This window comes from Streptomyces sp. NPDC102279 (assembly GCF_044766365.1).
Lineage (GTDB): Bacteria > Actinomycetota > Actinomycetes > Streptomycetales > Streptomycetaceae > Streptomyces.
The window spans coordinates 1-21,218 of record NZ_JBIWLU010000018.1; the positions used below are offsets into that span (position 1 = coordinate 1).

At 70.2% G+C, this 21,218-nt stretch carries 14 protein-coding genes, 1 tRNA gene and 1 rRNA gene; 13 read left to right on the top strand and 3 right to left on the bottom strand.

The features are described 5' to 3' along the window. From rrf to ACIRQH_RS36235, 3 genes are all read left to right on the top strand, one after another. Window positions 1-88 (top strand): 5S ribosomal RNA (gene rrf, locus ACIRQH_RS36225); the annotation flags it as partial. Between the two features lie 113 nt (window positions 89-201). Further along, entirely contained in the window at window positions 202-864 is a 663-nt protein-coding gene (locus ACIRQH_RS36230; RefSeq protein ID WP_404229448.1) for a DegT/DnrJ/EryC1/StrS family aminotransferase, read from the top strand. An 85-nt stretch (window positions 865-949) separates the two neighbouring features. After that, window positions 950-1,025, top strand: a tRNA-Thr gene (locus ACIRQH_RS36235). A gap of 83 nt (window positions 1,026-1,108) precedes the next feature. On the opposite strand, the gene ACIRQH_RS36240 is transcribed toward ACIRQH_RS36235, so the two are convergent. Next, complete coding sequence (locus ACIRQH_RS36240) at window positions 1,109-3,856, bottom strand: SpoIIE family protein phosphatase (protein WP_404229290.1); 2,748 nt, start codon at window positions 3,854-3,856, stop codon at window positions 1,109-1,111. A 409-nt stretch (window positions 3,857-4,265) separates the two neighbouring features. On the opposite strand from ACIRQH_RS36240, the gene ACIRQH_RS36245 reads away from it, so the two are divergent. The 10 genes from ACIRQH_RS36245 to ACIRQH_RS36290 all read left to right on the top strand — a co-directional run bounded on the left by ACIRQH_RS36245 (window position 4,266) and on the right by ACIRQH_RS36290 (window position 19,295). Then, window positions 4,266-9,758 (top strand): HAMP domain-containing protein, encoded by a 5,493-nt coding sequence (locus ACIRQH_RS36245; RefSeq protein WP_388867776.1) that lies wholly within the window; start codon window positions 4,266-4,268, stop codon window positions 9,756-9,758. A 354-nt stretch (window positions 9,759-10,112) separates the two neighbouring features. Then, complete coding sequence (locus tag ACIRQH_RS36250) at window positions 10,113-10,796, top strand: response regulator (protein ID WP_358819826.1); 684 nt, start codon at window positions 10,113-10,115, stop codon at window positions 10,794-10,796. Between the two features lie 155 nt (window positions 10,797-10,951). Next, window positions 10,952-13,693, top strand: a complete 2,742-nt coding sequence (locus ACIRQH_RS36255) for a DNA translocase FtsK (RefSeq protein ID WP_404229293.1) — start codon at window positions 10,952-10,954, stop codon at window positions 13,691-13,693. 334 nt (window positions 13,694-14,027) lie between these two features. Continuing rightward, on the top strand, window positions 14,028-14,885 hold the full coding sequence (locus ACIRQH_RS36260) for a RodZ domain-containing protein (RefSeq protein WP_358819828.1): 858 nt from the start codon (window positions 14,028-14,030) through the stop codon (window positions 14,883-14,885). A 91-nt stretch (window positions 14,886-14,976) separates the two neighbouring features. Beyond that, on the top strand, window positions 14,977-16,458 hold the full coding sequence (gene rimO, locus ACIRQH_RS36265) for a 30S ribosomal protein S12 methylthiotransferase RimO (protein WP_404229295.1): 1,482 nt from the start codon (window positions 14,977-14,979) through the stop codon (window positions 16,456-16,458). Continuing rightward, on the top strand, window positions 16,455-17,177 hold the full coding sequence (pgsA, locus tag ACIRQH_RS36270) for a CDP-diacylglycerol--glycerol-3-phosphate 3-phosphatidyltransferase (RefSeq protein ID WP_388867768.1): 723 nt from the start codon (window positions 16,455-16,457) through the stop codon (window positions 17,175-17,177). The genes rimO and pgsA overlap by 4 nt, the downstream gene beginning before the upstream one ends. After that, a complete protein-coding gene (locus ACIRQH_RS36275) occupies window positions 17,174-17,719 on the top strand; it encodes a CinA family protein (RefSeq protein WP_388933354.1) in 546 nt (181 codons plus the stop codon). Before pgsA ends, ACIRQH_RS36275 begins: the two co-directional genes overlap by 4 nt. Window positions 17,720-17,828: 109 nt before the next feature. After that, window positions 17,829-18,206 (top strand): helix-turn-helix domain-containing protein, encoded by a 378-nt coding sequence (locus tag ACIRQH_RS36280; protein ID WP_037620346.1) that lies wholly within the window; start codon window positions 17,829-17,831, stop codon window positions 18,204-18,206. 221 nt (window positions 18,207-18,427) lie between these two features. Continuing rightward, window positions 18,428-18,898 (top strand): DNA starvation/stationary phase protection protein, encoded by a 471-nt coding sequence (locus tag ACIRQH_RS36285; protein ID WP_358819832.1) that lies wholly within the window; start codon window positions 18,428-18,430, stop codon window positions 18,896-18,898. Window positions 18,899-19,013: 115 nt separating this feature from the next. After that, window positions 19,014-19,295 (top strand): hypothetical protein, encoded by a 282-nt coding sequence (locus ACIRQH_RS36290; RefSeq protein WP_358819833.1) that lies wholly within the window; start codon window positions 19,014-19,016, stop codon window positions 19,293-19,295. Window positions 19,296-19,550: 255 nt separating this feature from the next. Here the strand turns inward: ACIRQH_RS36290 and ACIRQH_RS36295 are convergent, their stop codons facing one another. Both ACIRQH_RS36295 and ACIRQH_RS36300 read right to left on the bottom strand, forming a co-directional pair. Next, window positions 19,551-20,312, bottom strand: coding sequence for an SDR family NAD(P)-dependent oxidoreductase (locus tag ACIRQH_RS36295; RefSeq protein WP_388867761.1), 762 nt, complete (start codon window positions 20,310-20,312; stop codon window positions 19,551-19,553). Window positions 20,313-20,344: 32 nt separating this feature from the next. Beyond that, on the bottom strand, window positions 20,345-21,184 hold the full coding sequence (locus tag ACIRQH_RS36300) for an Fpg/Nei family DNA glycosylase (protein ID WP_404229301.1): 840 nt from the start codon (window positions 21,182-21,184) through the stop codon (window positions 20,345-20,347). Between the last annotated feature and the right edge of the window lie 34 nt (window positions 21,185-21,218).

Here is a 21,218-nt window from a genome sequence, read left to right on the forward strand (position 1 = left end):
CGGTTACATTCCGAACCCGGAAGCTAAGCCTCACAGCGCCGATGGTACTGCAGGGGGGACCCTGTGGGAGAGTAGGACGCCGCCGAACTAATATTGGAGAGCTGGTCCCCGAACTTCGGTTCGGGGACCAGCTCTTTTTTGTTTTGCGTCACTTGGAGTTCACGTTGCGCGACCACCATCCCAAGCATGGGTACTGCTGCAATGCTCAGGGCCGCGGGCGTCGGAGCCGGTGACGAGGTCATCGTCCCGGCCTTCGGGAACGTGGACGTCGCCGAGGCCGTGAACCAGGCCGGCGCCACCGTCGTCTTCGCCGACATAGACCCGGCGACCTACTGCCTCGACCCGCTCGCGGTCGACGCCGTCATAACGCCCCGGTCCGCGGCTGTCATCGTCGTGCACCGCTTCGGACGGACCGCCGACCTGCCGCGGCTGCACGAACTCGGCCGACAGCACGGGCTGTTGGTGCTGGAACAGGGAGAGGTCGCCGCGCCGTACGACGAGATCGCGCAGCGCCGGGAACGGGCCGCCTACCTCGACGGCCGGCTCAGCGGGGTGCGGACGCCGGACGGCGGAGACGGACACACCTACCAGCAGTACGTGGTGCGGGTGCCCGGCAACGGGCGGCCGGACCGGGACGCCTTCGCACGAGCCGTGCGGGCCAGGGGAGTTGAGTGCCGGGTCCCGGTCAAGACGCCGGTGCACCGCATGCCCGGGTTCCGTCGGGACGTGCACCTTCCCGAGACCGAGCGGGCCGCGGACGAGACTCTTTCCCTGCCGGTGGAGGGGGCGTTGACCAAGCGGGAGATGCAGCGGATCGTCTCCGCGTGCAACGCGCTCGGCGGACTTCTCCAGCCCGCATTCTGATCTCCGCACCGGTGGTTGGGAACACCGTTGTCTTCGGGGTATGATCTATTTCGTTGCCGCGAGGGAAACTTCGCAGAGGCAGCAGGCCCCCCTAGCTCAGTCGGTAGAGCGTCTCCATGGTAAGGAGAAGGTCAACGGTTCGATTCCGTTGGGGGGCTCCAGCAGAAAAGGCCTCCGCCCTTGTGGGCGGGGGCCTTTCGCATGTCCGGGGCCGACCGGCGTTCCCGGCCGGCCCCGACGGTCACTAGTCGTTCTGCAGGCCCGGAACGCGCATCGCGAGAATCGCCATGTCGTCCGAGGGGGCGTCCGAGGCGAAGCGCTCCACCGCGCGCATGATGCGTGCCGCGACGGCACCCGCCGTCAGGCCCGTGCAGGTGGTGAGGACGTCCGCGAGACCGTCGTCACCGAGCATGCGGGTGCCCTCGCGGCGCTCGGTGACGCCGTCCGTGACACAGAGCAGGACATCGCCCGGATCGAGGGTGACCGTCTGCTCGTAGAGCTCCAGGTCCTCCATCACGCCGAGGAGCGGCTGAGGTTCGGCGGCCGGTTCGACCGTGCCGTCCTGGCGCAGACGCAGCGGGAGCGGGTGCCCGGCGCAGACCACCTTCAGGACGGCGCTGCCGTCCTCCTGGGGCCACAGCTCGCCGTACAGGAGGGTCAGGAAGCGGCTGCGGGCGCCCTCGTCGAGGATCGCGGAGTTCAGGCGCTCCAGTACGGCCGGCCCTCCGTAGCCCTCGCGGGCCAGCAGGCGCAGGGCGTGCCGGGCGAGGCCGGTGACCGCCGCCGCCTCCGGGCCCGTACCGCAGACGTCGCCGATGGCGAAGCCGTACGCGCCGTCGCGGATGGGGAAGAGGTCGTAGAAGTCGCCGCCGACTTCGTTGCCCTCGCCGGCCGCGCGGTAGATGACCTCGACCTCGACGTTCTCGATGTGGGGGAGCTCGGGGGGCAGGAGGCTGCGCTGGAGGGACTGGCTGATGGCCGTGCGCTCCGAGTACAGGCGCGCGTTGTCCAGGGCGAGGGCCGCTCGGCGGGAGAGGTCCTCGGCCAGTTCCAGGATCTCCTGTCGGAAGTGCTCGTCCGACGGCTTGCCGAGGGTCAGCATCCCGATGACGCGGTTGCGGGCCACCAGGGGGAGGACGACGGTCTCGCCGCCGACCGCCGAGGCCGTGGCGAGGGTCGTGCCGATGCCGGTGTTCGCCGAGGCGTTCTCGCCGAGGCCCAGGCTGCGCATGGAGGTGCGCAGGGCGGCCTCGTGGGCCGCGGCGGCGGGCGCCGACCAGACGCGGGCGCCCGGCGTGGGCACCGGGTCCGGCGGGGCGATCTTCGACAGCAGTGCCTTGAGACCGTCGATGCGTTCCTCGTCCTCGTGCAGCACGTACGAGAGGTACGGCTCCGAGGCCTGGTCGGCGATCGTGTAGACCGCGCACCAGGTCGCGAGGGTCGGGACGGTCATCTGGGCCATGAGGGCGAGTGTCTGGTCGCGGTCCAGGGTGCCGGCGAGGAGGTCGGAGGCCTCGACGAGGAACGAGAGGGAGCCGCGGCGCAGGCGTTCCAGTTCGCCGAGGCGGGCGGACTCCACGGCCAGGGCGATGCGGTCGGCGGCGAACTGGAGGCGCAGGGCCTCCTCGTTGGAGTAGCGGCCCGGGGCTTCGGCGGCGACGCCGAGGGAGCCGGTGAGGCGGCCCTCGACCTTCAGCGGGACGGTGACGACCGAGCGCATGCCGGTGCCGCCGAGGAGCGGGACGGCGCCGGGGACGACCGTCAGGTCCTCGTGGACGGCGGGCATCCGGGCCGAGCCGTAGCGTCCGGGCCCCGCCTCGACGGGGACGCGGGCGAAGCGCTGCCGGGCGGAGGGCAGGCCCGTCGAGGCGCGTACCTCCAACTCCGTCTCGTCGTCGGTCGCGAGGAGCAGGAACGCGGAGTCGGCGTCGAGCATGTCGCGGGCGCGCTCCACCGTGCGCTGGAGGAGGCCGTCGAGGTCGTCCGGGGCGGGCGAGCCGATGAAGATCTCGAACGGGTCGGTGGTCTGGCCCTCGGCGGTGGTGCCCGAGTCCGCCGCGGCGAGGCGCAACGGGGTCTGCAGGACGGCGCGTTCGTGGTCGCGGACGAGGAGGCAGACCGTCGACGGTTCGCCGCTCGTGTCCCGGACCCGCAGGTGTGAGGCGTAGACGGGGGCGACCCGGCCGTCGGCGCAGCGGATGCCGTAAGTGCCCTCCCAGCGGGAGAGCTGGAGGGCCTCGACGATGCCGGTGCTGGTGCCCGGGGTGTGCGGCCAGGCCGCGAGGTCGGTGAGCGGCTTGCCGGTGACCTGCTCGGCGGCGTACCCGAAGAGTTCCTCGGCGTCCTCGTTCCACGCGTTGATGGCGCCGGTGCGGTCGATCTGGACGACCGCGACGCGGACGCGGCCGTCGGCGAGGGGGAGGAGGTGGGCGGGGAGGGCGGGGCCGGCGGCGCGGGTGCCGACCGCGCGCTCGGGGAGTTCGAGCTGGAACCAGACCTGCTTGTGGGTGGGCGTGTACTCGACACCCCAGCGGCCGGCGAGGGCCGCGCACAGCTGGAGCCCGCGTCCGCCCTCGCGGTCGGGGCTGCCCATGTTGATGGCCGCTCCCTGGAGTGGGATCTCGCGTTCGGGGTAGTGGTCCGCCACCTCGATGCGTACGCCGTCGTCGCTGCGCAGACACAGAACGTCGGCGGAGGTGCCCGCGTGCACGACGGCATTGGTGACCAGTTCGCTGGTCAGGACGACGGCGTCGTCCACGATGTCGGCGAATCCCCAGCCCTGGAGGGTGTCGCGGACGAAGGAGCGGGCGGTAGCGACGGAGCGTCCCACCGGCTCGAAACTGGCGGCCGCGCGCGCGGTGATCACAGAACTCCTCGTCCGGTTGTCGGCGTGCACGGCTGCGTGGCCGCCCCGCTCCTGCGTGGGAAGAGCGTTGGTCCCCGTCGGCCGGGGATCCTGAGGCGCTTCTCCAGGATGCAGTCCGGTGGTCATGGTGCGGTGCCCCTCCGATGCCTGCCCGCTCGTGCTCGTGCCACCGCCCAGGCCGGACAGGTCCGGCACGGCTGGACAGCCGCATGCAAGGTTACTTACCTTCGCCGTCCATGCGGATGCCGGTCGACAGTGTTTCCGTCCGGAAGGGCCGGGACTTTCCGTTCCGCCGTGCGCGTGTGGCCGTCCGCGACCAGGGTCGGCTCCGGTTCCGCAGGTGTGCGGACGAGGCCCGATGGTGTGCGGACGATGTGCGAAGCTGCCGAACTGTTATGGCCTGGTTGAGCCGGGGTGAAACACTGGGCAGGCTCCACGGAGTAGGTCCGGGCACACCGAGTGCCTCCTCTGCACGCCGAGCAGCAGTACCCGAGTACGCCGAGCAGTAATGGTCGACCCTTGCGGGAGGGACACAGTGGAGTCTGGCGCAGCGACGCGGGGCGGTAGGACGCGCGCGAAAGGCGGACAGTCCCCGAGCAGTGGGCGCACACCGCGCACCGGTACGACCGAGGTGGACACGGCGGCGCTGAACCGCATGCTGGCCGCCCTGGTCTCGATGCGGGACGGGAACTTCCGCAAGCGGCTCACGGTCTCCGGCGACGGGGTGATGTCCGAGATCGCGGCGGTCTTCAACGAGGTGGCCGACCGCAATCTGCATCTCACCGGCGAGCTGTCGCGGGTGCGGCGGGTGGTGGGCCGTGAGGGAAAGCTCACGGAGCGGCTGGAGACGGGGGTCTGTGAGGGCTCCTGGGCGGCCGCGATCGACGCGTCGAACGCGCTGGTCGACGATCTCGTACGACCCGTCTCCGAGGTCGGCCGGGTGCTGTCCGCGGTCGCGGAGGGCGATCTGTCGCCGCGGATGGATCTGCGCGCGCAGGCGGCCGACGGGAACGGGCATCCGCTGCGCGGCGAGTTCCTGAAGGTCGGACGGACGGTCAACAACCTCGTCGACCAGCTGTCGACGTTCACCGACGAGGTCACGCGTGTGGCCAGCGAGGTGGGGACCGAGGGCAAGCTGGGCGGGCAGGCCCGGGTGCGCGGGATGTCGGGTTCGTGGAAGGACCTCACGGACTCGGTCAACACGATGGCGTACCGGCTGACGGCCCAGGTGCGGGACATCGCCCTGGTGACGACGGCGGTCGCCAAGGGTGACCTGTCGCGGAAGGTCACCGTTCACGTGGCCGGCGAGATGCTGGAGCTGAAGAACACCGTCAACACGATGGTCGACCAGCTCTCGTCGTTCTCCTCCGAGGTGACGCGTGTCGCGCGTGAGGTGGGGACCGAGGGCGAGCTGGGCGGCCAGGCGCAGGTGCCCGGGGTGGCCGGCGTCTGGAAGGACCTCACCGACTCGGTGAACCTGATGGCCGGCAACCTGACGGCCCAGGTGCGCGGGATCGCGCAGGTGACGACGGCCGTCGCGAGCGGTGACCTCTCGCAGAAGGTGACCGTCTCCGCGCGGGGCGAGGTCGCGCAGCTCGCCGAGACGATCAACCAGATGACCGAGACTCTGCGGACGTTCGCCGACGAGGTCACGCGTGTGGCCAACGAGGTCGGCGCCGGAGGTCAGCTCGGCGGTCAGGCGAACGTGCCGGGCGCGGCGGGCACGTGGAAGGACCTGACCGATTCGGTCAACACGGTCTTCCGGAACCTGACGACGCAGGTGCGCGACATCGCCGCGGTGACGACGGCGGTGGCCAACGGCGACCTGTCGCAGAAGGTCACCGTGGACGTGGCCGGCGAGATGCTGGAGCTGAAGAACACCGTCAACACGATGGTCGACCAGCTGTCGTCGTTCGGTGTCGAGGTCACCCGGGTGGCGCGCGAGGTCGGTGTCGAGGGTGAGCTGGGCGGCCAGGCGCAGGTGCCGGGGGTGGCCGGTACGTGGAAGGACCTCACCGACTCCGTCAACACGGCGTTCCAGAACCTGACGGGTCAGGTGCGCAACATCGCGCAGGTGACGACGGCGGTCGCGAACGGTGACCTGTCGCAGAAGGTCACCGTGGACGTGTCCGGCGAGATGCTCCAGCTGAAGAACACCGTGAACACGATGGTGGACCAGCTGTCGAGCTTCGCCGACCAGGTGACGCGGATGGCGCGGGACGTGGGTACGGAGGGCCGGCTCGGCGGTCAGGCCCGGGTGGACGGTGTGTCCGGTACGTGGAAGGAACTCACCGACTCCGTCAACTTCATGGCGGGGAACCTGACCTCGCAGGTACGCCAGATCGCGCAGGTGACCACCGCGGTGGCCCGGGGCGACCTGTCGCAGAAGATCGACGTGGACGCGCGCGGCGAGATCCTGGAGCTGAAGAACACCATCAACACGATGGTCGACCAGCTCTCCGCGTTCGCCGACCAGGTGACGCGGGTGGCGCGCGAGGTGGGCACGGAGGGCCGGCTCGGCGGTCAGGCCCAGGTGCCCGGCGTCGCCGGTGTCTGGCGCGACCTGACCGACTCCGTGAACGGCATGGCCGGCAACCTCACCGCCCAGGTGCGCAACATCGCGCAGGTGGCGACGGCGGTGGCCCGGGGTGACCTGTCGCAGAAGATCGACGTGGACGCGCGCGGCGAGATCCTGGAACTGAAGAACACCCTCAACACGATGGTGGACCAGCTCTCGAACTTCGCCGAGCAGGTGACGCGGGTGGCCCGCGAGGTGGGCACGGAGGGCATGCTGGGCGGGCAGGCCGAGGTGCAGGGTGTCTCCGGCACCTGGAAGGACCTCACCCAGTCCGTGAACTTCATGGCCAACAACCTGACCATCCAGGTGCGCAACATCGCCGAGGTGACGACGGCGGTCGCGAAGGGCGACCTGTCGAAGAAGATCACCGTCGACGCCAAGGGCGAGATCCTCGAACTGGTCACGACCGTCAACACGATGGTGGACCAGCTGTCGAACTTCGCCGAGCAGGTGACGCGGGTGGCCCGCGAGGTGGGCACCGACGGCAACCTGGGCGGGCAGGCGCGGGTGCCGGGTGTCACCGGCATCTGGAAGGACCTGAGCGACAACGTCAACGTGATGGCCAACAACCTGACCAACCAGGTGCGGAACATCTCCCAGGTCGCGACCGCGGTGGCCAACGGCGACCTCACCAAGAAGGTCACGGTCGAGGCGAGCGGTGAGGTCGCTCAGCTCGCCGACACCGTCAACACCATGGTGAAGACGCTGAGTTCGTTCGCCGACCAGGTGACCCGGGTGGCCCGCGAGGTGGGCACGGACGGCATCCTCGGCGGCCAGGCGCGCGTACCGGGCGTGTCCGGCACGTGGAAGGACCTCACCGAGTCGGTGAACGGGATGGCGTCCAACCTGACCGGCCAGGTGCGCAACATCGCGATGGTCACGACGGCCATCGCGAAGGGTGACCTGACCAAGAAGATCGACATCGACGCGCGCGGCGAGATCCTGGAGCTCAAGACCACCATCAACACGATGGTCGACCAGTTGTCGTCCTTCGCCGAGGAGGTCACCCGGGTGGCCCGCGAGGTGGGCACCGAGGGGCAGTTGGGCGGCCAGGCACGCGTGCGTGACGTCGACGGCACCTGGCGCGACCTCACCGAGTCGGTGAACGAGATGGCCGGGAACCTGACGCGGCAGGTACGTGCCATCGCGCGCGTGGCGACCGCGGTGACCCGCGGTGACCTGAACCTGAAGATCGACGTGGACGCGTCCGGCGAGATCCAGGAACTCCAGGACTACATCAACAAGATGATCGCCAACCTGCGCGACACCACGATCGCGAACAAGGAGCAGGACTGGCTGAAGGGCAACCTCGCCCGCATCTCCGCCCTGATGCAGGGCCGCCGCGACCTCGCCGACGTGGCCTCCCTGATCATGAGTGAGCTGACACCGGTCGTCTCGGCCCAGCACGGCGCGTTCTTCCTCTCCATGCCGCTGGTCGACGGCAAGGACGCGGGCGCCGAGGACGAGGAGGCGTACGAGCTGCGCATGCTCGGGTCGTACGGCTACTCGATGGGCTCCATGCCGACGTCGTTCCGGCCCGGCGAGGCGCTCATCGGGACGGCCGCCCAGGAGAAGCGCACGATCCTGGTGGAGAACGCGCCGAGCGGCTACCTGAAGATCTCCTCCGGGCTCGGTGAGGCGCCTCCGGCCCAGGTCATCGTGCTTCCGGTGCTGTTCGAGGGGACGGTGCTCGGGGTCATCGAGCTGGCGTCGTTCACGCCGTTCACACAGATCCAGAAGGACTTCCTGAACCAGATCGCCGAGATGATCGCGACGAGCGTCAACACCATCTCCGTGAACACCAAGACGGAGGTGCTGCTCCGCCAGTCGCAGGAGCTGACCGAGCAACTGCGCGAGCGTTCGGCGGAGTTGGAGAACCGGCAGAAGGCGCTCCAGGACTCGAACATGGAGCTGGAGGAGAAGGCCGAGCTGCTGGCCCAGCAGAACCGGGACATCGAGGTGAAGAACACCGAGATCGAGGAGGCCCGCCAGGTCCTGGAGGAGCGTGCCGAGCAGCTCGCCGTCTCCATGCGCTACAAGAGCGAGTTCCTGGCGAACATGTCGCACGAGCTGCGGACGCCGCTCAACTCCCTGCTGATCCTCGCCAAGTTGCTCGCCGACAACGCGGACACGAACCTGACGCCCAAGCAGGTCGAGTTCGCCGAGACGATCCACGGCGCGGGCTCGGACCTGCTCCAGCTGATCAACGACATCCTCGACCTGTCCAAGGTCGAGGCGGGCAAGATGGACGTGTCGCCGACCCGTATCGCGCTGGTCCAGCTCGTCGACTACGTCGAGGCCACCTTCCGCCCGCTGACGGCGGAGAAGGGGCTCGACTTCTCGGTGCGGGTCTCGCCGGAACTGCCCGCCACGCTGCACACGGACGAACAGCGGCTGCTCCAGGTGCTGCGCAACCTGCTCTCCAACGCGGTGAAGTTCACCGACTCCGGGGCGGTCGAGCTGGTGATCCGGCCGGCCGGCGCGGACGTGCCGGTGGCCATCCGGGAGCAGCTCCTGGAGTCGGGCTCGCTGCGGGAAGCGGACGGCGACCTGATCGCGTTCTCCGTGACCGACACCGGTATCGGGATCGCCGCGAGCAAGATGCGGGTGATCTTCGAGGCCTTCAAGCAGGCGGACGGCACGACGAGCCGCAAGTACGGCGGCACGGGCCTCGGCCTCTCCATCTCGCGGGAGATCGCGCGGCTGCTGGGCGGCGAGATCCACGCGCAGAGCGAGCCGGGACGCGGTTCCACCTTCACGCTGTACCTGCCGCTGTACCCGAGCGAACTGCCGCCGCAGGGCTACGGGCAGATGGCCCCGGCGCTTGAGGCGGGGGAGCTGCTCGCCTCCGAGGCGGAGCTGGCCGGCCAGGGCGTCGAGATGACGGCCGAGGTGAAGTCGTACCAGGAGACCCAGAACGGACCCGCCGCGCTCTTCAGGAGGCGCCGCAGGACGCTTCCTGCGGCCGAGGAGCACACCGCCGCCCCCGGGCGGCCGGAGAGCGGTGCGGGAGGCTCTCAGGAGCAGTGGGCGGCTCCGGAGACGGGACCGCAGCCGCCCCGGGGCATCCGCTTCGAGGGGGAGAAGGTCCTGATCGTCGACGACGACATCCGCAACGTGTTCGCGCTGACGAGCGTCCTGGAGCAGCACGGCCTGTCGGTGCTGTACGCGGAGAACGGCCGTGAGGGCATCGAGGTGCTGGAGCAGCACGACGATGTGACGGTCGTTCTGATGGACATCATGATGCCCGAGATGGACGGTTACGCGACGACCACGGCGATCCGCAGGATGCCGCAGTTCGCGGGGCTGCCGATCATCGCCCTGACGGCGAAGGCGATGAAGGGCGACCGGGAGAAGGCGATCGAGTCGGGGGCCTCCGACTACGTGACCAAGCCGGTCGATCCCGATCACCTGCTCTCCGTGATGGAGCAGTGGATGCGCGAGGGGTGACGTGGGCGACACCGGGTGGGGCGGGCGGTCGTCCGGTGACGCGGTGTGGAGGGCCGGTTCACCGTGCGGCACGGCCGCGGCGGCCGCTCCACCTCGTGCGGCAGGTCGCACAACGGACCTGGCCCGAAGCCGTGTAGAAGCACGGGATTCGGGGAACCTTCTGGTCTCCCGCTACGTTTCTGCTACGTGCACAGTGACATCACGGTGACAGGGTGTGGCGACAGGCGGGGTGCGGCTACCATGACCGGCACAAGGACGGACGACGTAAGGGAGTCGTCCTCTGGGGCGGCCCCCGGTGCTACCCCAAGTCCTGCGGACAGGGGAGGCCCCATGCCGGGGCGAGGAGGGCGGGCCATGGTGCAGAAGGCCAAGATCCTCCTGGTCGATGACCGGCCGGAGAATCTGCTGGCGCTGGAGGCGATTCTCTCCGCGCTCGATCAGACACTGGTGCGGGCATCGTCCGGGGAGGAAGCGCTCAAGGCGCTGCTCACGGACGACTTCGCGGTCATTCTGCTGGACGTCCAGATGCCGGGCATGGACGGTTTCGAGACCGCCGCGCACATCAAGCGGCGGGAGCGGACCCGGGACATCCCGATCATCTTCCTCACCGCCATCAACCACGGCCCCCACCACACCTTCCGGGGGTACGCGGCGGGCGCTGTGGACTACATCTCCAAGCCGTTCGACCCGTGGGTGCTGCGCGCGAAGGTCTCGGTCTTCGTCGAGCTGTACATGAAGAACTGCCAACTCCGGGAGCAGGCAGCCCTGCTGCGGCTCCAGTTGGAGGGCGGTGGCGGCAGGGCGACGCTCGGCGACACCAAGGAGCCCGCCGGTCTCCTCGCCGAACTGTCCGCGCGGCTCGCGGCCGTTGAGGAGCAGGCCGAGGCGCTGTCCAAGCAACTGGACGACGACTCCGCGGACGCGGCGGCCGTGGCGACCGCGGCCCACCTCGAACGCAAGCTGACCGGGCTGCGCAGAGCGCTGGACGCCCTGGAGCCGGGCACCGGAAGCGCACCCCCGCTCCCGTCGCAGAGCTGAAGGGACGTCGACGCGGAAACGTTGTCGACGTCGGCGCGGCCGGGCGGGAAACCGGATGAGGACGCGTCAGTTCCGGTCCCTGGCAAGGGCGACACGATCGGGTGAAGCCGTGGGCACACGTGTCCCCTGTCGTCTCCACCGGTAACCTCACACACATGGCCTCACGTCAGTCCGCAGCCAAGAAGCCGCCCGCGAAGAAGGCGGCCGCTCCGACGAAGGCTCCGGCGAAGAAGGCCCCCGCGAAAAAGGCAGCCGCCAAGAAGGCGCCTGCCAGGAGGACCGCGGCCAAGAGGCCCGCTCCCGCGCCGGCGCCCAGCCCGACCGCGGGCGTGTACCGACTGGTGCGCGCCCTGTGGCTGGGCATCGCCCATGCCGTCGGAGCGACCTTCCGTGGCATAGGGCGGGGCGCCAAGGGCCTCGACCCGGCCCACCGCAAGGACGGCGTCGCGCTCCTGCTGCTCGGCGTCGCGCTGATCGTCGCGGCGGGAACCTGGTCCAACCTGCGCGGCCCGGTCGGCGACCTCGTCGAGATGCTCGTCACCGGTGCCTTCGGGCGCCTCGACCTGCTCGTGCCGATACTCCTCGGCGTCATCGCGGCCCGGCTCATCCGCCACCCCGAGCAGCCCGAGGCCAACGGCCGCATCGTCATCGGTCTGTCCGCCCTCGCGATCGGTGTGCTCGGGCAGGTCCACATCGCGTGCGGGTCGCCCGCGCGCAGCGACGGCATGCAGGCGATAAGGGACGCCGGCGGACTCATCGGCTGGGGTGCTTCCACCCCGCTGACGTACACGATGGGCGACGTCCTCGCCGTGCCGCTCCTCGTGCTGCTCACGATCTTCGGGCTGCTGGTCGTCACGGCCACCCCGGTCAACGCGATCCCGCAGCGGCTGCGCCTGCTCGGCCAGAAGCTCGGTATCGTCCAGGCCGACTTCGACGAGGACGCGTTCGGCGAGGACGACGAGCGCTACGACGAACAGTGGCGCGAGGCGACCCCGGCGCGCTCCCGCAGACGCCCGCAGGCCCCCGACGCGTACGACCCCGACAACGCCGAGCAGGACGCGCTCACCAAGCGACGGAGCCGGCCCCGGCGGCCCGGCGCGCAGCAGCCCGACATGAACCGGCCGATGGACGCCGTGGACGTCGCCGCCGCGGCCGCCGCCGCGCTCGACGGTGCCGTGCTGCACGGGATGCCGCCCTCGCCGCTGGTCGCCGACCTGACGCAGGGCGTCAGCGTGGAGCGCGACGGCTACGAGGAGACCACGCCGGTGCCGGCCGCGCGGGCCAAGGGCCCGGTACCGGGTGCCAAGCGGCCGAAGCAGGAGGCCCTGCCCTCCGAGGGCGTCGTGCCCGACCTCACCAAGGCCGCGCCCGACGGGCCCCGCGCGCTGCCCCCGCGCGCGGAGCAGCTCCAGCTCTCCGGGGACATCACGTACTCGCTGCCCTCGCTCGACCTCCTGGAGCGCGGCGGCCCCGGCAAGACACGCAGCGCCGCCAACGACGCGGTGGTCGCCTCCCTGCAGAACGTCTTCCGGGAGTTCAAGGTCGACGCCGCCGTCACCGGCTTCACGCGCGGTCCGACGGTCACGCGCTACGAGGTCGAGCTCGGCCCCGCCGTGAAGGTCGAGCGGATCACGGCGCTGACCAAGAACATCGCGTACGCGGTCGCCAGTCCCGACGTGCGGATCATCAGCCCGATCCCCGGCAAGTCCGCGGTCGGCATCGAGATCCCCAACACCGACCGCGAGATGGTCAACCTCGGCGACGTGCTGCGGCTCGCGGACGCGGCCGAGGACGACCACCCGATGCTCGTCGCGCTCGGCAAGGACGTCGAGGGCGGCTACGTGATGGCCAACCTCGCGAAGATGCCCCACGTGCTGGTCGCCGGTGCCACCGGCTCCGGCAAGTCCTCGTGCATCAACTGCCTCATCACCTCGGTCATGGTCCGCGCGACCCCCGAGGACGTACGGATGGTCCTGGTCGACCCCAAACGCGTCGAGCTGACCGCCTACGAGGGCATCCCGCACCTGATCACGCCGATCATCACCAACCCGAAGCGGGCGGCCGAGGCGCTCCAGTGGGTCGTGCGCGAGATGGACCTGCGCTACGACGATCTGGCCGCGTTCGGTTACCGGCACATCGACGACTTCAACGCGGCCATCCGCAGCGGCAAGGTCAAGCTGCCCGAGGGCAGTGAGCGTGAGCTGACCCCGTACCCGTACCTCCTGGTCATCGTCGACGAGCTCGCCGACCTGATGATGGTCGCCCCGCGTGACGTCGAGGACGCGATCGTGCGCATCACGCAGCTCGCCCGCGCGGCCGGCATCCACCTGGTGCTCGCCACCCAGCGCCCGTCGGTCGACGTCGTCACCGGTCTGATCAAGGCGAACGTGCCCTCCCGGCTCGCCTTCGCCACGTCCTCGCTCGCCGACTCCCGCGTCATCCTCGACCAGCCCGGCGCCGAGAAGCTGATCGGCAAGGGCGACGGGCTCTTCCTGCCGATGGGCGCCAACAAGCCCACGCGTATGCAGGGCGCCTTCGTCACCGAGGACGAGGTCGCCGCCGTCGTGCAGCACTGCAAGGACCAGATGGCGCCCGTCTTCCGCGAGGACGTCACCGTGGGCACCAAGCAGAAGAAGGAGATCGACGAGGACATCGGCGACGACCTCGACCTGCTGTGCGCGGCGGCCGAACTGGTCGTCACCTCGCAGTTCGGGTCCACCTCGATGCTCCAGCGCAAGCTGCGCGTCGGCTTCGCCAAGGCCGGCCGGCTCATGGACCTGATGGAGTCGCGCGGCATCGTCGGACCGACCGAGGGATCCAAGGCCCGGGACGTGCTCGTGAAGGGCGACGAGCTCGACGGAGTGTTGGCCGTGATTCGCGGGGAAGCAGGAGCATAGGCACTTCGACGGAGGAAGACGGGACAGCCGGTCGGGGCACGGTGGCCGCACGGCGGGACGCCCGAAGGTCGGGCGGTTCGCCGCGCGGGTGGCGGAACGACACGTTCAGCCCCAGTCTGATATTCGAACGTGACTCACCCGTAAGGGATCGACGGGCAACCGTTTCCCTTCGTCGCACGTCAAGTTGAGCGAAGGGACGCCAACTGTCCCGGCGTCAGGATGACCGGCCATTCTGATGGCGTACAAAGTCCCACCGCCCGGTTGCCCCACCCTTTCGTACCCCCCCTAGACTGAACCTCCAGCACAGGTGGCTACACGCTCGAAAGGCGCCCCCGTGTCCATCGGCAACTCCCCTGACGGCAACACCCCCGAAGACGAGCGTCCGTTCGAAGACGACCGTGCGGCCGAGCGGGTCTCGATCGGCCGTGCCCTCCAGCAGGCACGTATCGACGCCGGCCTCACCGTCGACGACGTCAGCAACGCCACCCGCGTCCGCATCACGATCATCCACGCCATCGAACAGGACGACTTCACCCCGTGCGGCGGCGACGTCTACGCCCGCGGGCACATCCGGACGCTGGCTCGCGCCGTCCAGCTCGATCCGGTCCCGCTCCTCACCCAGTACGACGCCGAGCACGGCGGACGTCCCGCGCCGACGCCCGCCGCCCCGCTCTTCGAGGCGGAACGCATCCGTCCCGAGCGGCGCGGACCGAACTGGACGGCCGCCATGGTCGCCGCGATCGTCGCGGTGATCGGGTTCGTCGGGTTCACCGTCGTCAAGGGGGGCGACAGCGGTGACGACTCGAAGACCCAGGTCGCCGAGGGCTCCACGCCCACCGCCAGCAAGGCCGCCTCGCCCAGCGCGGACGCCAGCAAGCCCGCCGACCCGAAGCCGGACCCGTCCGACAGCGCCATCGCGGCCGCCCCGCAGGACAAGGTGACCGTGCGGGTCAGTGCCCCGGACGGACGCAGCTGGATCTCCGCCAAGGACCACAACGGCCGGATGCTCTTCGACGGCCTGCTGAACCAGGGCGAGTCCAAGACCTTCCAGGACAGCTCCAAGATCAATCTCATCCTCGGTGACGCCGGAGCCATCCAGCTCTACGTCAACGGCAAGAAGATCGAGGACGACTTCCGGCCGGGTGCGGTCGAGCGTCTGACCTACACGAAGGGCGACCCCCAGGTCGGCTGAGGTCAGCAGACACAGGCAGTCCACGGGGTTGGCCAAGATCGGCCAACCCCGTCGACATGGGGTGTCGGAGAGACAAAGTAGTCTTGAGCCCATGCCTGAACGCCGTACCGTCGCACTCGTCACCCTTGGCTGCGCCCGTAACGAGGTGGACTCGGAGGAGCTCGCAGGCCGCTTGGAGGCGGACGGCTGGCACCTCGTGGAGGACGCCGAGCAAGCGGATGTCGCCGTCGTCAACACCTGTGGCTTCGTCGAAGCCGCCAAGAAGGACTCCGTCGACGCCCTGCTCGAAGCCAACGACCTCAAGGGCCATGGCAGAACCCAGGCCGTCGTGGCGGTGGGCTGCATGGCCGAGCGGTACGGCAAGGAACTCGCCGAAGCCCTCCCCGAGGCCGACGGCGTGCTCGGATTCGACGACTACGCCGACATCTCCGACCGCCTGCAGACCATCCTGAACGGCGGCATCCACGCCTCCCACACCCCGCGCGACCGGCGCAAGCTGCTGCCGATCAGCCCCGCCGAGCGGCAGACCGCCGGCGAGGAAGTGGCCCTTCCCGGCCACGGCGCCCCCACCGACCTGCCCGAGGGCGTCGCCCCGGTCTCCGGCCCCCGCGCTCCGCTGCGCCGCAGGCTGGACGGCTCCCCGGTCGCCTCGGTGAAGCTCGCCTCCGGCTGCGACCGCCGCTGCACCTTCTGCGCCATCCCGTCCTTCCGCGGCTCGTTCATCTCGCGCCGCCCCAGCGACGTCCTGAACGAAGCCCGCTGGCTCGCCGAGCAGGGTGTGAAGGAGGTCATGCTGGTCTCCGAGAACAACACCTCGTACGGCAAGGACCTCGGTGACATCCGTCTCCTGGAGACGATGCTGCCGGAGCTGGCCGAGATCGACGGCATCGAGCGGGTGCGGGTCAGCTACCTCCAGCCCGCCGAGATGCGCCCCGGCCTGATCGACGTCCTGACGTCGACGGAGAACGTCGCGCCCTACTTCGACCTGTCCTTCCAGCACTCCGCGCCCGACGTGCTGCGCTCCATGCGCCGCTTCGGCGACACCGACCGGTTCCTGGAGCTGCTCGACACCATCCGCGCCAAGGCCCCGCAGGCCGGCGTGCGCTCGAACTTCATCGTCGGGTTCCCCGGCGAGAGCGAGGCCGACCTCGCCGAGCTGGAGCGCTTCCTCACGGGCGCCCGCCTCGACGCGATCGGCGTCTTCGGCTACTCCGACGAGGACGGCACCGAAGCGGCGACCTTCGAGAACAAGCTGGACGAGGATGTCGTCGCCGAGCGCCTCGCGCGCGTGTCCCGACTCGCCGAGGAACTGGTCGCCCAGCGCGCCGAGGAGCGCGTCGGCGAGACGGTCCACGTCCTGGTCGAGTCGATCGACGGCGAGGACGGCGCGTACGGCCGCGCCGCGCACCAGGCGCCCGAGACGGACGGGCAGGTGCTGTTCACGAGCGGCGAAGGTCTGACCGTCGGCCGTATCGTCGAGGCCAAGGTGGTCGGTACGGAAGGTGTCGACCTGGTGGCCGAGCCACTGATCGGCGCGCTCGCGTGTATGGAGACTGAGGAGGCGGCCAGATGACCGGAGTCCCGGCATCCGCGGCGGGCGGCTCCCCCAGCGCCAAAGGCGCTATGAGCGCCCCCGACGCGTCCGGTGCTCCGGGCGACGGCAAGCCGGTGCGGGGCGGGAAGCTGACCGCTGCGGCCGTCGACCAGGCCAGCCTGTGGAACATCGCCAACATCCTGACCATGATCCGGCTCGTCCTCGTGCCCGGCTTCGTGGCCCTGATGCTGGCCGACGGCGGGTACGACCCCGCCATGCGCGCCTGGGCCTGGGCGGCGTTCGCCGTCGCCATGATCACCGACATCTTCGACGGTCACCTGGCCCGGACCTACAACCTTGTCACCGACTTCGGGAAGATCGCCGACCCCATCGCCGACAAGGCGATCATGGGCGCGGCGCTCATCTGCCTGTCGGGCCTCGGCGATCTGCCCTGGTGGGTGACCGTCGTCATCCTCGGCCGTGAGCTGGGCGTCACGCTGCTGCGCTTCGTCGTGATCCGGTACGGCGTCATCCCGGCGAGCCGGGGCGGCAAGCTGAAGACGCTGGCTCAGGGCACGGCGGTCGGGATGTACATCCTGGCGCTGACGGGGGCGCTGGCCACCCTGAGGTTCTGGGTGATGGCCGTGGCGGTCGTCCTGACGGTGGTCACCGGACTCGACTATGTGCGACAGGCCGTTGTGCTGCGCAGGCAGGGCATCGCCGCACGCCAGGCAGCCGCCGAGGAGACCGCGCGGTGACGTCCGCGGCCACCGAGGTGGTGCGACTACTCACGGTGAGGGGTGAGACCCTCGCCGTCGCCGAGTCGCTCACCGGTGGCCTGGTGGCGGCCGAGCTCACGGCGGTACCGGGTGCCTCGAAGGCGTTCCGCGGCTCCGTGACCGCGTACGCCACCCCGCTCAAGCATCAGCTGCTGGGTGTCGACGCCACTCTGCTGGCCGAGCGCGGGGCGGTGGATCCGCAGGTCGCGGCCCAGATGGCGGCCGGAGTGCGCAGGGCGCTCGGCGCGGACTGGGGGATCGCCACCACGGGCGTCGCCGGCCCGGATCCTCAGGACGGTCAGCCGGTCGGCACGGTGTACGTGGCCGTCGCGGGGCCCTCCGGCGCGACTTTTCCTGCCCCTGGTGGCGGGAAAGTGGAGCCACTGCGGTTGAACGGTGGCCGGGCGGAAATCCGTATGGAGAGTGTACGCAGCGTGCTCGCCCTGCTCCTGAGCGAGCTGGCGGGCGAACAGACCGGGAATGAGCGGGCACAGGATACGGAACAGAACGGGGGGTTTTGATGTTTGCAGCCCTGAGTGAACACGACATCGCTCCCCGCACGGCCGCGGCGCAAGGCGGTACGGTGGGGCGTGAAGGATGCGGCTACGCGGTCCGAGGAGGGAGCCACCGATGATTCTGCTCCGTCGCCTGCTTGGTGACGTGCTGCGTCGGCAGCGCCAGCGCCAGGGCCGTACTCTGCGCGAAGTCTCCTCGTCCGCCCGAGTCTCACTCGGCTATCTCTCCGAGGTGGAGCGGGGGCAGAAGGAGGCATCCTCCGAGCTGCTCTCCGCGATCTGCGACGCGCTTGACGTACGGATGTCCGAGCTCATGCGGGAAGTGAGCGACGAGCTCGCTCTCGCCGAGCTGGCCCAGTCGGCTGCGGCCACCGAACCGGTGCCCGCACCGGTGCGTCGCCCGATGCTCAATTCCGTATCGGTGACCGGTGTGCCACCGGAACGGGTCACGATCAAGGCGCCTGCCGAGGCGGTCGACGTCGTCGCCGCCTGACGCTCACGGACTCACGTCCCTGAGCCGGTCACGCACATGGGAAGCCCCGGCCGGGGCGTCCTCCAGGGAGACCTGGAGGAGCCTGGCCGGGGCTTTCGCGTTGCCCGGAAGCGGGTAGGGGAGACCGGTATGGGTCCATTTGCCGGTCTTCGGCCCGCCCTTCATGGTGGAGGGACGGGGCGAGGCCGACCGCCGGACCCGTCGTGAATCGGAGGATGTGGATGTACGTCGTGAAGAGCCCTCTGTCCGACGCGGACCTGAAGACCGTCGCCGAGGCGTTGCAGGGCGCCCTGGTCGACCTGGTGGACCTCTCCCTCGTGGCGAAGCAGGTGCACTGGAACGTCGTGGGGCCCCGCTTCCGCTCCGTCCACCTCCAGCTCGACGAGGTCGTGGACACCGCGCGCCTGCACTCCGACACCGTCGCCGAGCGCGCCGCGACGCTGGGCGTCTCGCCGGACGGACGGGCCGCGACGGTGGCGACGAGCAGCGGCATCGGCGCGACCCCCGACGGCTGGATCAAGGACGAGGACGCCGTGGCGTCCCTGGTCGACGCGCTCGGCGCGGTGATCACCCGGATGCGGGAACGCGTGGGCTCCACCGGTGAGCCGGACCCGGTGAGCCAGGACATCTTCATCGGCATCACGGCCGACCTGGAGAAGCACCACTGGATGTTCCAGGCGGAGAACGGCTGAGGGCTGACCGATGGCTCGGCGCTTCGCCACCGGCCGCACCCGTCGGCCGCCGGTCAGGTCGCTCGTGTCGCGTGTATGGAGTCGATGGCCCGGTGCCGGGCCGGAGGAGGGTGCCATGGCGGGGCGAATAGTGCGCCGGGGGGCCGCTCTGGTGTTGGGCGTGCTGTGGTGGTGCAGCGTGCTCCGGCTCGCTCTGGCCCCCGACGCGGGGGTGCTGGAAGGGACGATAGCGGCGGGCGGATGGGGGCTGAGCCTGCTTCCGGTCCACTGCGTGCCGAAGTCCCGCGCGGCCGGCGCCATGGGTTCCGACCGGTGGTGGGCGTACTGGCGGGAGGTCTGGCGCCGGCGGGCGAGCGGTGGAGGGAACGGGGAGGGTCCGGCTCCTGGGGTCGGGTAGGCGGCCGGGGCGGTGAGGTGGGCCGCTGCTTCGGTAGCCGGCTGGACGGTGTGAGGCTCGGTGGGGTCGGACGGCGTGCGGGGCCGCTCGCCGATGCGTGGCGCCGCTCGGTGGGCGTGCCGTCCCTGCGGGTGCGCATACGGTGCCTGCGGGTGCGCACATACGGTCCCTGCGGGTGCGGGTGCGGGTATCGGTATCGGTATCGGTATCGGGGCGAGCTTGGTGGGGAGATTCGGGCGGCGAGGCGGGGGAGCGCTACCAGGGCATCGCGACGCCGCCGTTGGGGCGGAGGATCTGGCCCGTGGTGAACCCCGATGCGTCCGAGGCCAGGTGCAGCACGGCGTGGGCGATGTCCTCGGGCTCCCCGACGCGGCCCAGCGGTGACAGCCGGGCCATGAACGCCTCGGTGTGCGCCTGCTTCTCGCCGTGGTGGTCGGTCATGGGCGTTCGGATCCAGCCGGGCGCGACCGCGTTGACACGGATCCCGTGCGGACCGACCTCCGTGGCGAGCGTCTTCGTCAGCTGGACGACGGCCGCCTTCGACACGCTGTAGCAGAACAGGCCCGGGCCGCCGGTGTCGATCGCGCCCGACGCCATCGTGACGATGCTGCCCCGGACGCCCTTCGCGATCATTGCGTGGGCAGCCTCCTGACAAGCGTGCAGCACGCCCCTGAAGTTGACGCTCAGCACCCGGTCGAGATCCTCGTCCCTGGTCTCCAGGACGGGACTGCTGTGCATGATGCCGGCGACCGCGGCCATGATGTCGACGCGGTCGCACGATGCGACGGCCTGCTGGACCTGGGCGCGGTCGGCGACGTCGATGTGATGCGTGTGGGCCGTGCCGCGCTGGTCCTTGATCAGGGTCGCCGTCTCGTGCAGGCCCTGCGCGTCGCGGTCCGCGCAGTGGACGACGGCGCCCGCCTCCGCGAGCAGCAGTGCGGACGCGCGGCCGATGCCGCTCGCCGCGCCGGTGACGAAGGCGGTGCGTCCGGTGAGGTCGTACGCGGGGAGGGCCATGAAGCGACGGTACGAGCGTTTCTGACGGTCCGTCAATTAGTCGTGCGAGGTTGATGTACGGCTCGGCGCCCGCCCGACGGCGGCGTGGGGCCCGTCTGGCAGCGGGGGCACCAGTACGTGGGGCGTTCGCGGGATCCGTCGCCCTGGTCGGCGACGCGGACCGGTGTTCCGCAGCGCAGGCAGGGGCGTGGAGCGCGGCCGTACACGTACAGGTGCTGGTCGCTGCGGCCCGTGGTGATGCGGGCCGGGCGGTCGCGGTTGAACTCCAGCAGCTTCTTCGCCAGGTCGGGCAGCCGGGTGGCCAGACCCGAAGGCAGGGCGCCGACCGGAAGCCACGGGGTGACGCCGAGCAGGAAGCACAGCTCGCTCTTGTAGACGTTGCCGATCCCGGCGAGATTCCGCTGGTCGAGGAGGGCTTCGCCGAGGGCTCGGTCCGGGTCGCGGAAGAGGTTCTCCAGGGCCTTGTCCGGGTCCCAGTCCGGGCCCAGGAGGTCGGGGCCGAGATGCCCGACCGCGCGGTCCTCGTCCGTGGTGCGGAGCAGTTCCAGGACGGGGAGGCGGTATCCGACCGCGGTGCGGTCCGCCGTGCCGAGGATGGCCCGGATCTGGTGGGCCGGCCCACCACTCCAGCGCCGGCCCGGCTCGAACACCTTCCAGGAACCGTCCATCCGCAGGTGCGAGTGGAGCGTCAGGTCGCCTTCGATCCGGGTGAGCAGGTGCTTGCCGCGCGGGGTGACGTCCAGGACGGTGCGACCGGTGAGGTCGGCTGTGGCGAACTGCGGGACCCGTAGATCGGATCGGGTCAGCACCTTGCCCGCGAGGGCCCCATGCAGCCGCCTCGCGGCCTGCCAGACGGTGTCTCCTTCGGGCATGGGTCCAGGGTGGCACGGGTGGGGAGTAGGGGGC

Bases quoted from the DNA above. Each gene is read 5' to 3' on its own strand.
- ACIRQH_RS36250 (WP_358819826.1), top strand. From the start codon at position 10,113: ATGGTGCAGAAGGCCAAGATCCTCCTGGTCGATGACCGGCCGGAGAAT.
- pgsA (WP_388867768.1), top strand. From the start codon at position 16,455: ATGACCGGAGTCCCGGCATCCGCGGCGGGCGGCTCCCCCAGCGCCAAA.
- ACIRQH_RS36285 (WP_358819832.1), top strand. From the start codon at position 18,428: ATGTACGTCGTGAAGAGCCCTCTGTCCGACGCGGACCTGAAGACCGTC.
- ACIRQH_RS36295 (WP_388867761.1), bottom strand. From the start codon at position 20,312: ATGGCCCTCCCCGCGTACGACCTCACCGGACGCACCGCCTTCGTCACC.
- rimO (WP_404229295.1), top strand. From the start codon at position 14,977: ATGCCTGAACGCCGTACCGTCGCACTCGTCACCCTTGGCTGCGCCCGT.
- ACIRQH_RS36230 (WP_404229448.1), top strand. From the start codon at position 202: ATGCTCAGGGCCGCGGGCGTCGGAGCCGGTGACGAGGTCATCGTCCCG.
- ACIRQH_RS36240 (WP_404229290.1), bottom strand. From the start codon at position 3,856: ATGACCACCGGACTGCATCCTGGAGAAGCGCCTCAGGATCCCCGGCCG.
- ACIRQH_RS36280 (WP_037620346.1), top strand. From the start codon at position 17,829: ATGATTCTGCTCCGTCGCCTGCTTGGTGACGTGCTGCGTCGGCAGCGC.
- ACIRQH_RS36255 (WP_404229293.1), top strand. From the start codon at position 10,952: ATGGCCTCACGTCAGTCCGCAGCCAAGAAGCCGCCCGCGAAGAAGGCG.
- ACIRQH_RS36290 (WP_358819833.1), top strand. From the start codon at position 19,014: ATGGCGGGGCGAATAGTGCGCCGGGGGGCCGCTCTGGTGTTGGGCGTG.
- ACIRQH_RS36300 (WP_404229301.1), bottom strand. From the start codon at position 21,184: ATGCCCGAAGGAGACACCGTCTGGCAGGCCGCGAGGCGGCTGCATGGG.